Source organism: Streptomyces sp. NPDC015125 (genome assembly GCF_043080045.1).
In the GTDB taxonomy this organism is placed as follows: domain Bacteria; phylum Actinomycetota; class Actinomycetes; order Streptomycetales; family Streptomycetaceae; genus Streptomyces.
In genome coordinates, this window is sequence record NZ_JBIBVF010000029.1 from 24,859 (window position 1) to 36,753 (window position 11,895).

Sequence of the window (11,895 nt, forward strand, 5' to 3'; positions counted from 1 at the left end):
GAGGAGAGGTCCGGAGTTCTGGCGACGGCGGCTGATCAGCTCGTACGACGATGGGCGTCGAAGCCCTTCATGCGCTCCAGCACCATGTCGGCGGTCGGGTCGGGCATGTCGTCGACGATCTGGCCGTCGGCGAGGAAGACCACGCGGTCCGCGTAGGAGGCGGCGACCGGGTCGTGGGTCACCATCACCACGGTCTGGCCCAGTTCGCGCACGGAGTTGCGCAGAAAGCCGAGGACCTCGGAGCCGGAGCGCGAGTCGAGGTTCCCGGTCGGCTCGTCGGCGAAGATGATCTCGGGCCGGGCGGCCAGCGCACGGGCGACCGCGACGCGCTGCTGCTGGCCGCCGGAGAGCTGGCTGGGGCGGTGCTTGAGACGGCCGGCCAGGCCGACGGTCTCCACGACGCGGTCCAGCCAGGCGCGATCGGGCTTACGGCCCGCTATGTCCATGGGCAGGGTGATGTTCTCCAGGGCGTTCAGGGTCGGCAGCAGGTTGAACGCCTGGAAGATGAAGCCGATCTTGTCGCGCCGGAGCTGGGTGAGCTTCTTGTCCTTCAGCCCGGTCAGTTCGGTGTCGCCGATCCTGGCGGAGCCGCCGGAGATCGCGTCCAGCCCTGCCATGCAGTGCATCAGCGTCGACTTGCCGGACCCGGAGGGGCCCATGATCGCGGTGAACTCGGCCTGCCGGAAGGCGACGGAGACCGCGTCCAGCGCGACCACCTGGGTTTCGCCCTGTCCGTAGACCTTGGTGAGGTCCGTGGCGCGGGCGGCCGCCGCGGTGGTGGTGCGGGGGGCGGTGGCGACGCCGGTGTGGGTGGTGGTCACGGGAGGGGACTCCTGTCGGGACGAAGGGCCATCGGCCGGCGGCGGCCACGAGGGCCCCTGCCGCGGACGGAAGCGGACCTTTCCATCGTGGGACAGGGCGACGGGCGGGGACGTCAACCCCTGTGCCCGTCCTGGGCCACACCTGGGAGGTAGCCGTGGAGCGCGGGTCATCCCTGGGGAGGAGCGGAACCCTGAGGGGCGCTACTGCGCCCGGAGCAGTCGGACGGTTGGCGCCGCAGCGGCGAGGGGGGCTCTGAGGGGGCGTCGAGTTTCCGTCAATTCGGACAAGAAATTGCGTTGTGGGGCTTCCAGGCGAAGGTGGGCCTCAGGCATGTGCCCAAGGCCTGTACCCGGCGCTGATGCACCCTCAGTTGCCAATAAAATAAGACAACCTCGGGAAGAGCGGCCGATCTGTGTCGTGCGCTGCGGGCTACGCTCGTGCTGCCTCTTTGAGGTGGCATGGGGGAGCCCAGGCCCGGATGGTGGAATGCAGACACGGCGAGCTTAAACCTCGCTGGCCTACGGGCCGTGCCGGTTCAAGTCCGGCTCCGGGCACTGCTCAGCCGCAGCCTTGAGACCTTGAACAAACAACCATATAGATCCGAGGTCCCTGCCGCTCACCGGAACACGCCCGGAACGCAGGGACTTTGACGATGTGGTCGGCGAGAGTCGCGCGCGGAAAACCGTGCCGGAAATATCCCTGGTTACCAAGTGAAGTGCCGCCATGGCGGTATTCGGCAAACGCCTCGGCGGCCTGCCGGGTTCGTACCGTGTTCGGACGGATGGCGCCGCCGGGACCTGCTGAGGAGTCGTCAACTGGGCGGGGCGGAGCCGGTCTTCGGGAACAGCGGCCCGCCGTGGCGGGCGGGGGTCCGGTGGCGAGGCGGCCGGCGGCCGGTATGGGTGCCCTGCCTTCGCGGCACGGTGTTCGCCTCGTACGGGCGCCGAGGGGCGCACTCCTGACGCATACCCGAGGTAACTTGAATATTGGATTTTTCTGCCTTCGGTGAGTGCGGATACCCGGCAGCACGCACTTCTTCTCCGACGCCATCCGTCCGATCCGCCCGCCCTGATCCGGAAAGCGTCGTGCCACTTCTGTTGCCCGAGCCCGCTTTTGTCTTCTTCGCGCCGGGTGGTGGACGGCGAACACGCCGGACGCCGAGGCCGGTAGCCGGGCTTTCGGAAGTTTTGCGGCGTGAAAACAAAAGTCCCCTCGCCTTCGGATGCGATGTGGCGGCGGCCGGGCGCGAGGACGGGCGGCCCGCTCCGGTACACGAGTACGGCCTGCGGATCCGAAACGGGTGTGCGGATCTGAACCGGGTGTGCGTACGCATACCGCGAGCGGGCCGCGAGCGAGCCGGAAGGGGAGCGGAATGGGCGGGCGGAGCGGACGAGCGGAGAGGACGAGCGGAGTGGATGGGTGGAGAGGATGAGCGGGCGGAGGGGCGGAGGGGCGGAGGGGCGGAGGGGCGGAGGGGCGGAGGGGCGGAGTACGGTTCCGCCCGGCGCCGAGAGCGTGCGCGTTGTTGTGGGAGAGCAACAATTTACCGGCGCCGAAATCGGCCTGCTCGCCCCCTGTTTGGCGAGCTCAGCGCTGAGATGATCTCTACGAGCCCGCCATGGGTTTTGTGTGGTTTCTATGAGATCAGAGGAGACGAAGATGGCCGAGAACGGTCAGGTTCTGGTGACGGGTATCGGAGCGATGACTCCGGTCGGCGCCGATGCGTCATCGTCCTGGTCGGGGCTGCTGGCGGGAGAGTCCGGGGTGCGCGCGCTGGCGGAGGAGTGGGCCACCGACCTGCCGGTGAGCATTGCGGCCGGCCTCACCGAGGATCCGGCCGCCGCGCTGCCGCGTACGGAGGCCCGGAAGCTGGACCGCGGTGAGCAGCTCGCGATACTCACCTCCCGCGAGGCCTGGCAGGACGCCGGCGCGCCCGAGGTCGAGCCCGAACGGCTGGCCGTGGTCATCGGTACCGGTACCGGCGGTGTGCTCACCACCCTCGGCCAGGACGACCTCTTCGAGAAGTCCGGGCCACGCCGGCTCTCGCCGTTCGCGGTCCCGATGCTCATGCCCAACGGACCGGCCGCCTGGGTGAGCATGGACCTGGGTGCCAAGGGCGGGGCCAGGACGCCCGTCAGCGCCTGTGCGTCCGGTGCCGAGGCGCTGGCGATGGGCCTCGACCTGCTCCGCGCCGGGCGGGTGGATGTGGTGGTCGCCGGTGGCGTCGAGGCCTGTCTGCACCCGTTCACCCTCGCCGCCTTCGCCCAGATGAAGGCGCTCTCCACGCAGTCCGAGAACCCGGAGTCGGTGTCCCGCCCGTTCGATGTGGCCCGCAGCGGCTTCGTGATGGGCGAGGGCGGGGGAATCATGGTCCTGGAGCGCGCCGGGTTCGCCCGCGCCCGCGGCGCGAAGACGTACGGCACGCTGGCCGGCAGCGCCGTGAGCTCCAGTGCGAACCACATCACGGCCTCCGACGCGGCGGGCCAGGTCCACGCCATCGAACTGGCCCTGCGCGATGCGGACCTGACCCCGCGGGACATCGGCCATGTGCACGCCCACGCCACCTCCACCGAGTCCGGTGACCTGGCGGAGGCCGAGGCGATCGGCCGGGCCGTGGGCACCCATGCCCCGGTCACCGCCACGAAGTCCATGACCGGCCACATGCTGGGTGCCTCCGGCGCGGTGGGCGCCATGGCGGCGCTGCTGGCGCTCAGGGACGGGGTGGCGCCCGCCGTCCGCAACCTCGACACCCTCGACCCGAGGATCGACCTGGACGTGGTGCAGGGCGAGAACCGGACCGGCCGGTGGAGCGCCTCGCTGGCCAACTCCTTCGGCTTCGGGGGCCACAACGTGAGCCTGGTGTTCACCAAGTGACCATGACCACGCGGCAGCCGGCCGTGCGGCGGTGACCGGGTCCGGCCGGTGAGCTCACTGTGCGGCCGGGCGCTACCACCGGACGGCGGGCAAGGAATCCCTCGCCGCGCGGGCACGCATCGAGCGGCTGACCCCGCGCGAGACCGACGTGTTGGTGCTGCTCGCCGACGGCGTGTCCAACGGCGTCGTCGCGGCCAGGCTCGGGATGCGGGAGAGCACGGGGAAGGCCCACGTCAGCCGCATCCTGGCCACGCTGGAAGTCGGCAACAGGGTCCAGGCGGCGCTGTGCGCCCGCGATGCCGGTCTGAAACCCCGTCCCCCCTCGCGAGCCGACGAGCCGCTGAGTCCAGCACAGGAGGAGGGGCCGCCACGGATGGCGGCCCCTCCCCGCGCGCAGTTGCCGGCTCGGCGTTCTCCGGGCGCCGGCGCCCTGCGGCGTCAGCGCCCGGGCCTCAGCGCTCCACGAGCGTGAACAGGTTTTCCCAGCGGCCGACGATCTCGTCCGTCGAGAACCGCTGGATGTTCTCCCGGCCCGCTTCGCCCATCGTGTCCCGGAGGTCCTTGTCGGACATCAGGGTGTCGAGATGCCGGGCGAATTCGGTGATGTTGCCCGGAGGGGCGAGGAGTCCGTCCACACCGTCCGCGATGATCTCGTGGACTCCCGGTGCCACATCGAACGCCACACACGGCACGGCCGTCGCCATGGCCTCCATGGGCGCCAGCGGGAATCCCTCGCCGCGCGAGCTGAGCGCGAAGACCGCGCTCTCCCGCAGCGCACCCGGCACATCGGCCGTCCGGCCCATCCAGGCGACGGTGGCGGCGATCCCCAGCTCCGCGGCCTGCTTGCGCAGCGCCTCCTCTTCCTCGCCGGCGCCGTAGATCCGCAGCGTCCAGTCGGGGTGCTGGGGCGCGACCTTGGCCCAGGCCTCCAGCAGCATGTCCACGCCCTTCTCCTCGTGGAGCCGGCCGATGCTGACCACACACTTGCGGGAGCGGTCCGAGGGGACCTCCGGGAAGAACGGCAGAGGGTTCGGCATGAAGCCGACGTTGTCCATCCGCTGCCGGATCCAGCGGTCGGCATCCTCCCGGGTGAGCGTCAGCATCCGGTCGACATTCGCGTAAAACCGCTTGACTCGGCCGAAGCGGGACGACTTACGGCAGGTTTCGAAGGATTCATGGCTCATGCCGATCACGCTCAGACCCGCGGTGTCGGCCAGCGCCACCCACTCCATCGCCCACACCTGAGTGACGATCACCACGCCGCCCGGCTTCGCCGCCCGGAACAGCGCGCTCATCCTGTCCGCCTGCTCCTGCATACCGGCCTCGCGGGCGGCGCGGCGGCGCTGCTCGACGAGGTTCAGCTTGCCCTTGAGGCCGCGCAGGGGGCGGACGGCCGGCGGGTGCTCGGAGTAGAGCGTGGTGGTCTTGAACGGCAGGTCGGCCGCCAGCTCGTGGACCCGCCCCTCGGGGGGCGGCACCACGCCGACGAGGTGCACCCGGTGGCCCCGCTCGCTGAACAGGCGCGCCAGCTGGTGCGACCAGCTGGTGACGCCACCCACCTCGTTGACGCTGTTGGAGACGAAGAAGATGTCCCGCGGCTCGGCTGCGTACGACTCGGTCATCAACGGCTCCACTGCGCGAAAAACTGATCGACGATGCTCTGGGCGGCGTTGCCCTGGTCGTATTCCCCGAACTTGGCGACGAATTCCTTGCGGCTCTTCGCGTATTCCGAAGACTGCGACTCGAAGGCCTTGATCGCCTGGTGGAAATCGTCCTCGGTGCGCACCACCGGGCCCGGTGCGTGCTCCAGCAGATCGAAGTAGGTGCCACGGCCCTCGTGCACATACTCGTCGTAGTCGTAGGTGAAGAACACCAGCGGCCGGTCGAGCAGCGCATAGTCGAACATCACCGAGGAATAGTCGGTGATCAGCCCGTCGGCCAGCTCCAGCACCGGCGTCACATCGTGGTGCGCCGATACGTCGATGACCCGGCCCTGCACGGTCGGCGGCAGCACCACATGATTGAGGTAGTGCGAACGCACCAGGAGGACATAGCGGTCGCCGAACCGATCGGCGAAACGCTCCACGTCGAAGGGCAATTCGAAGCGCCCGTGCCGGCCGCCGGCCTTACGGAACGTCGGCGCGTAAAGCAGCACGGTCTTGTCGTCGGGAATGCCCAACTCCGCTGCCAGTGGCCCGCGTTCGCGTACGCCCCGGTCCGCTTCCCGCTGCCGGGCGCGCACCAGCGCATCATTGCGCGGGTAACCCACCCGCAGCAGGGTCTTCTCCTTGAGCCGGAAGGCCCGCGCGAGGGTGTGGACATCGTGCTCGGAGCGGATCAGGAACCGGTCGAAGCGGTCCAGCGAACGCTGCTGCTCGGCCTGCTGCTGCCGGGTCTGCGCCTTCAGTGCCGGCTGGTCGAAGCCCATGTTCTTCAGCGCCGAGCCGTGCCAGGTCTGGATATAGGTGGTCTCCGGGCGCTTGGTGAGTTTGAGCGGGTAGCTCTGGTTGTCCACCCAGAACTCGGCCTGTGCCAGTGCCTTCAGATAGGGCAGCGACCAGCGCTTGACGAGCGTGGCGTCCTTGGGGAAGCCCTTGGGGGACCCCGCGTACGCCCAGATCGCCTCGAACTCCAGGCCCTGCCGGCGCATCTCCTCGTAGAGGGCGCGCGGGCTGTCGCTGTACTGCTTGCCCAGGTGGCTTTCGAAGACCACCGTGCGCTTCTTGACCGGCAGCCGGCTGAACACCTCGTGGTAGGCGCGGATCTTGTTGTCGCCCGAGAGGACCTTGCTGCGCAGCGCCTTCGCCTTGCGGTAGCCGGTCTTGGCCAGCGTCCCCGGCTTGCCGTGCACCCCGCGGGTGATCAGTTCCTGTACGCGCTCGGCCTGGTGGCCCTCGCTGACCAGGCGGAATGCCAGATGCCCCTTGGCCGAGACATGCGGTTCGAGGTGGTCGGCGACCATCCGTGTCAGCCGCGGCCGCACCGGCAGCGCCCCGGACAGCGCGGTGTCGGCGACGGTGAGCCGGCTCGTGGTGCGCACTCCGTCCACCTCCAGGCGCAGCCGTACGTCCCAGATGGTGTCGACGATGCCCAGCGGACGCAGCTTCGCGGTGAGGTCGGCGACGGCCTCCCAGCGGATGGCGTCCCCTTCGTGGCGCAGCTCCTGCACCGGGAAGTGGAAGGACTGCAGACTGCGCCGCCGGGCACTGAACTCCAGCTCGCCCTTGAGCCGCGCACCGGGCGGGATGACGCCGAGCGGATTGGTGATCCGGCCGGTCAGCGAGACGGCCCGGCCGGACTCGCGGAAACCGGTGAGCTGATTGCGCAGGAACAGCTGGTTGACCGGCTTCTCGTGGTAGCCGATGTCGGTCACGTCCAGCACGCCGCGCCCGAACGCATCGTCGAAGTGGCCGCCGCACCAGTAGATCCGGCCGTCGTGCTCGGCGAGCGGCGAGGAGACCTTGGTGCGGTTGATGAGCGTGTCGACCGCCGGGATCAGGTTTTCCCAGTCACCCTTCTGGAGCAGATACGCGCAGATGGCCTGTATCGGCTGGACGTGCTCGTACGCCTCGGGGGCCACCCCGGCGAGGTATTCCCGCGAAAGCTCGGCGAACTCCCGGCGGTAGGCATCGTCCCGGAACGGCAGATCCCGCAGATGCAGCACGAGGTCGTGCTTGAGGAATTTGACGTCCTTGGCGAGCTTCATCTCGGTCAGCCCGCGCTTCGCCAGCATGGCGTCGATCCGCCGGTGTACCTCCAGCCGGTGCACGTAATTCGTCATCTCGTGCCGGCGGTTTGTCACCGATTTTACGGCGCCCTGAGTGTAGACGTTCCAGAAATAGACCTGATTGGGGATCAGGGTGATGCGTTTCGCGGCGAGGTAGGCATCGGCGATAAACAGGAGATCCTCGTAGAACAATCCCTTGGCGAAGCGGAGATTGTGTTCCATGAGGAATTCACGCCGGTAGCACTTGTTGGTGGAGAGGGTGTCCCACACGAACAGGTCCGGAAATTCCGTTACGGAATCGACGGTGCGGGTGGTGGAGTACAGCCAGGAATACCACTCGTCCCGCTTCTGATTGCGGGTGTCCACATGCAGTCGTACACACTGACCGGAAACGATATCGGAGCCGGTTTTCTCGGCGGCCTCCAGCATATTCCGGCACGCGTTGGGTTCCAGGACGTCATCGCTGTCCAGGAACATGACGTAGCGGCCCAGGGTGTGCTGGATGCCGGCGTTGCGCGGCTCACCGCACCCGCCGCTGTTCTCCGGCAGCTGGAAGGCCCTGGCCCGCCCGGGGTGATCAGCGGCGAGCCGCTGCGCCACTTCGAAAGAACGGTCGGTGCTGCAGTCGTCGACGATCACCACCTCGACGTCCCGGAGCGTTTGATCCAGCACGGACTGAACCGCGGTCGGCAACCGGTCGGCGTCGTTGTAGACGATGACGACTACTGAGACGTCAGGCACAGGCACCTCAACCCTCTTTCGCTACTGTTTCCCGCCAGAATAGCCCTATCTGTACCGCCGGATTACAACCGATCGCGTCCATAGCGCTACGGACGGTGAGTCGAGGGAGAGCGGTAAGGGGTACTCCGGCGTTCGGATCTTGACCATGCGTCAGCCCTGCAGATCCACCCGCCGGGGCAGGATCCGGCCGCCAGGGAAGACGGATCCCCCCGGGAATCGGTTGCCTGCCGCGTCATGTGACGTCCGTTGCGATCAGACATTTATCGGATTCCGTGCGAAGTGGCCTGAGGGGGAGTCCCCGGGGAAGCAGACGGAAATGGCAGTTCGAGCACGGTGGCATCACGCGACGACAACGGACGGCAACAAGAGAACAACAAGAGGGCGGCAAGAGCGCGAGGAGGCACGGCAAGAGCACGGCAAGAGCACGGCAAGAGATCGAATATCCGGAATCCCGGGGACGGCGCGGCGCGCCGGTGCAGGGGCAGGGGCGCCGGCCGGTCGTGTGCCGCCTGTCGCGGCCCGCTCCGGGCACTTGTCCGTCCCCTCACACGTCCTCCTCGTGGCGGAGGTGTCCGGGTGAGTTCAGGGAAAGATCCTGCTCAAGAACTAGCGACGCCCCTTTGCCAAGCCATTACGCTTGCCGTCGAGGCCGCGCAGGGCGGCCATGGAGGAGTGAGATGAGGAGCAGCAACCCGGTCTTCTCGCGACGGGGGTTCAGCCGCGCCACCGGCTACGCGGGCTTCAACGCACCGCCGCAGGCCGGGGCCGCCGCGAACCCGTACGCCGGAGCCAACCCCTACGCGCAGGGCGGCAACCCCTACGCCCAGGACCAGCAGCAGGCAACCCAGGCACCGCCGCAGTACACACCGCAGACCCGCCCGATGACGATGGACGATGTCGTCATGCGCACGGGCATGACGCTCGGCACGCTCATCGCGGGCGCCACCGTCGGCTGGCTCTTCCTGACCGGGAGCCTCGGCTTCGCGTTCGGCGCCGCGCTGGTCGCGATGGTGCTGGCGGTCGTCCAGTCCTTCAAGCGCACGCCGTCGCCCGCACTGATCCTCGGGTACGCGGCGCTGGAGGGCCTCTTCCTCGGGGCGCTCAGCGGCTTCATCAACGGCCTGCCGCAGCTGCACGGCGCCCCCATGCAGGCGGTGCTGGGCACGATGGCGGTGTTCGTCGCCATGCTGGTCGCCTACAAGACGCGGATCGTCCGGGTCACCGCCCGGTTCACCCGCTTCGTGATCATCGCGGCCATCGGCTTCTTCCTGCTGTCGATGGTCAACGTCCTGTTCATGGTGTTCAGCGGGAACGACGGCCTCGGCTTCCGCAGTGGCGGCCTGGGCATCGCCTTCGGCGTCGTGGGCGTGGTCCTCGGCGCGCTCTTCCTGGCGCTGGACTTCAAGCAGGTCGAGGACGGTGTCGCCTACGGCGCGCCGCGCGAGGAGTCCTGGCTGGCGGCGTTCGGCCTGACCACGACCCTGGTGTGGATCTACGTGGAGATGCTCCGGCTGATCTCCATCCTCCGGGGCGACTGACCCCGCGCGATGCACGGCGCCGGGCGCGCGCCATGCGCCGTACACGCTGTACGAAGGGCCCGCCGGCATGGTGCCGGCGGGCCCTTCGGCGTGGTGACTGAGGAGTGTCCTGAGCCGGACCGGGGCCGCGCCCCGTCACCGCGGATCAGAACTTGCGCGCGGCGCGCCTGAGGTCGTGTTCATGGACAATTGCCTTGGCATGGCCGTAGGCGAGGTTGTGCTCGCCACGGAGCCAGCTGACCTTTTCGTCGAAGCGGAAGAGAGCGGGGCCTTCCTCAACGGTGCGGAGCCAGTCGGAGATTTCCCGGCCGGTGCAGTGCGGGATACGGGAGAGCATGTTCCGGTGGGTCTCTTCTGAGAAGAGCTGAGACATCGGCGCCTCCGGACGCGGTCGATGCTGGTTCTTCAGCCCACCGTGCCTGAGCGTTCGGGCGTTGGCAACCACCCCGGGGTGGCGCATAGGCTCACGGCGTGCTTGACGTGACCCCCTTGCAGACCGCGGTGGACGCCCTCGCCGACCGGCTCCGATCGCTGCCGCAGAGCAGGCTCCACCGCGGGGCCGCGGCCGAAGGCCTGGCGCTGGCGCGGCAGTTGGCGACCAGGGCACAGCTGATCGAGCGACCGGGGGAGCCCCCGCAGGAGCTGCCGGACGCCGGGGTGTTCGCGGCCGGCGACCAGCTGGCGGTGGCCGGACACGATCTTGTCGAGGCGCTGCGCGCCGCGGCGGGGCGGATGGCCGACGCCGCGGTGGATTCTGACGCGAAAAGGGCCCCCGCCGACGAACTGGCGGAGGCCGTGCGATGCGTCCGGGCGGCGGCGGAACGCTGTTGACGCGGACCGCCGCGGTGGAACGCTGTTGACGCGGATCGCCGCGCCGGGTCAGAGCGAGGCGATGACGCGGTCGGCGAGGAGGTAGACGCTCTCCTCGCGGGTCTCGCCCCAGGAGAAGGTCAGCGCGTAGGCACCGGAGATACCGGAGCCGCCCAGCAGCACGGGGGTGTGCCCCGCGTGCAGTGCGCCGGCCACGCGCTCCGCGGTCTCGCGCTGCCCGGGGGTCAGGCAGAGCGTGGTGCCGTCGGTGAAGACGTAGACGTCCAGGGTGCCCAGCGGGCCGGGGCGTACGTCCGCGAGCGGGGTCGCCAGCTGCGCCAGTTCCTCCAGGCGCGCGACGGTGCGCTCGTGATCACTGATCGCCGGGGACGGGGAGAAATCGGGGTGCGACGGGTGGCGCCGGCGCGCGGCGGCCAGCTCGGCGGACTCGGTCTCCTCGACGGGCTCCAACTCCGGCGCGTCCAGGGCGTCCATGGACTCCAGCGCGTCCATCGCCTCCAGGGCGTCCGGGCCCAGCAGCGGCTCCAGCCCGGCCAGGTCCGCCTGCCGGGGCAGGAACGGCTGGATGTCGTCGAAGCGGTCGGGATCCTGACGCTCGGGCAGCTCGCGCTGGTCGGTGCGACCGTCGAGGAGTTCGTCGCCGAGGCCGGCGAGACCGCCCAGCAGCGACGGGGCGTCGGCGGCGTCCCTGGCCTCCTGCGCGGCCCAGAAGGCGCGGGCCTCGGCCAGTTCGCGTTCCCGCTCCTCGGCCAGGGCATCGGCGACGGCGGCACGTATGTCGGCGAGCGGGGTCTCGGCGGCCGGGGTGGCGCGGGCGGCCGGGATGGTCGCCGCGGCCGGGTGCATCGTCCCGGTGCTCGCGACGACGTCCTGACGGGCCGCGCTGAGCTCGGCGTGCAGCTCGGCGAGCTGGCGGCGCAGGGCGCGGGCGGTGTGCAGGGCGGCGGCGCCCAGCGCCACGGCGACGGCCGCGGCCAGCAGCAGGACGAGGGTGGTGACGCTCATGCCGAAACCTCTCTTCGTTCGGTCCCGCATGTGCGAGACGCGCACCCATGGGTGATGCGCCCCCGGCCTTCGGCCGAGGAGACCCCCGGGCGACGCTCGCTCATGCGTCCTCCCCACTTCGCTCGGCGGCCCTCACCTCTTCGCACGGGCCGCGCATCGGTACCTGGACTTCCCCCGGCCTTCGGTCGGGGTGACCCCCTTGATGCGCTCGCTCACGGGATCACTCCTGGTAGCGCCTCGCTCACCGGCGTACTCCCGTTAGCAGAATGTTCTCCGACTTCCTACATCAGCCTGCCGGTGGTCGGCGACCGCTCCGGGTGCGCTATGTCCCGAAAAGGAGGGGGGCAGGGGGCCCGT

The 11,895-nt window shown here is 69.3% G+C and carries 8 protein-coding genes, 1 tRNA gene and 1 pseudogene; 5 read left to right on the plus strand and 5 right to left on the minus strand.

The genetic code is table 11. From position 1 onward, the window contains the following. Nucleotides 1–35: 35 nt before the first annotated feature. Nucleotides 36–821 (minus strand): ABC transporter ATP-binding protein, encoded by a 786-nt coding sequence (locus ACF088_RS37325; RefSeq protein WP_392380408.1) that lies wholly within the window; start codon nucleotides 819–821, stop codon nucleotides 36–38. 473 nt (nucleotides 822–1,294) lie between these two features. Between ACF088_RS37325 and ACF088_RS37330 the strand changes: the two genes are divergently transcribed. From ACF088_RS37330 to ACF088_RS37340, 3 genes and pseudogenes are all read left to right on the plus strand, one after another. Beyond that, a tRNA-Leu gene (locus ACF088_RS37330) sits at nucleotides 1,295–1,376 on the plus strand. Nucleotides 1,377–2,481: 1,105 nt separating this feature from the next. Further along, nucleotides 2,482–3,696: a beta-ketoacyl-[acyl-carrier-protein] synthase family protein gene (locus ACF088_RS37335; RefSeq protein ID WP_392380410.1), complete on the plus strand. Its 1,215-nt coding sequence runs from the start codon at nucleotides 2,482–2,484 to the stop codon at nucleotides 3,694–3,696. A gap of 70 nt (nucleotides 3,697–3,766) precedes the next feature. Then, a pseudogene (locus tag ACF088_RS37340) lies at nucleotides 3,767–4,003 on the plus strand (LuxR C-terminal-related transcriptional regulator); the annotation flags it as partial. A 145-nt stretch (nucleotides 4,004–4,148) separates the two neighbouring features. On the opposite strand, the gene ACF088_RS37345 reads toward ACF088_RS37340, so the two are convergent. Both ACF088_RS37345 and ACF088_RS37350 read right to left on the minus strand, forming a co-directional pair. After that, nucleotides 4,149–5,318: a glycosyltransferase gene (locus tag ACF088_RS37345; RefSeq protein WP_392380411.1), complete on the minus strand. Its 1,170-nt coding sequence runs from the start codon at nucleotides 5,316–5,318 to the stop codon at nucleotides 4,149–4,151. After that, on the minus strand, nucleotides 5,318–8,164 hold the full coding sequence (locus tag ACF088_RS37350) for a CDP-glycerol glycerophosphotransferase family protein (protein ID WP_392380482.1): 2,847 nt from the start codon (nucleotides 8,162–8,164) through the stop codon (nucleotides 5,318–5,320). The genes ACF088_RS37345 and ACF088_RS37350 overlap by 1 nt, the downstream gene beginning before the upstream one ends. 677 nt (nucleotides 8,165–8,841) lie before the next feature. On the opposite strand from ACF088_RS37350, the gene ACF088_RS37355 reads away from it, so the two are divergent. Further along, on the plus strand, nucleotides 8,842–9,702 hold the full coding sequence (locus ACF088_RS37355; RefSeq protein WP_392380412.1) for a Bax inhibitor-1/YccA family protein: 861 nt from the start codon (nucleotides 8,842–8,844) through the stop codon (nucleotides 9,700–9,702). Between the two features lie 145 nt (nucleotides 9,703–9,847). Here ACF088_RS37355 and ACF088_RS37360 read toward each other — a convergent pair whose 3' ends face one another. After that, nucleotides 9,848–10,075 carry a DUF4287 domain-containing protein gene (locus tag ACF088_RS37360; RefSeq protein WP_030088455.1) on the minus strand — a complete coding sequence of 76 codons (228 nt, stop codon included), beginning with the start codon at nucleotides 10,073–10,075 and terminating at the stop codon, nucleotides 9,848–9,850. Nucleotides 10,076–10,173: 98 nt separating this feature from the next. Between ACF088_RS37360 and ACF088_RS37365 the strand changes: the two genes are divergently transcribed. Continuing rightward, complete coding sequence (locus ACF088_RS37365) at nucleotides 10,174–10,533, plus strand: hypothetical protein (RefSeq protein ID WP_392380413.1); 360 nt, start codon at nucleotides 10,174–10,176, stop codon at nucleotides 10,531–10,533. 48 nt (nucleotides 10,534–10,581) lie between these two features. Here ACF088_RS37365 and ACF088_RS37370 read toward each other — a convergent pair whose 3' ends face one another. After that, nucleotides 10,582–11,538, minus strand: a complete 957-nt coding sequence (locus ACF088_RS37370) for a hypothetical protein (RefSeq protein ID WP_392380414.1) — start codon at nucleotides 11,536–11,538, stop codon at nucleotides 10,582–10,584. Nucleotides 11,539–11,895: the final 357 nt, after the last annotated feature.

Excerpts from the sequence above, each read along its gene's own strand:
- ACF088_RS37355 (WP_392380412.1), top strand. The coding sequence starts at position 8,842 with ATGAGGAGCAGCAACCCGGTCTTCTCGCGACGGGGGTTCAGCCGCGCC.
- ACF088_RS37345 (WP_392380411.1), bottom strand. The coding sequence starts at position 5,318 with ATGACCGAGTCGTACGCAGCCGAGCCGCGGGACATCTTCTTCGTCTCC.
- ACF088_RS37370 (WP_392380414.1), bottom strand. The coding sequence starts at position 11,538 with ATGAGCGTCACCACCCTCGTCCTGCTGCTGGCCGCGGCCGTCGCCGTG.
- ACF088_RS37360 (WP_030088455.1), bottom strand. The coding sequence starts at position 10,075 with ATGTCTCAGCTCTTCTCAGAAGAGACCCACCGGAACATGCTCTCCCGT.
- ACF088_RS37335 (WP_392380410.1), top strand. The coding sequence starts at position 2,482 with ATGGCCGAGAACGGTCAGGTTCTGGTGACGGGTATCGGAGCGATGACT.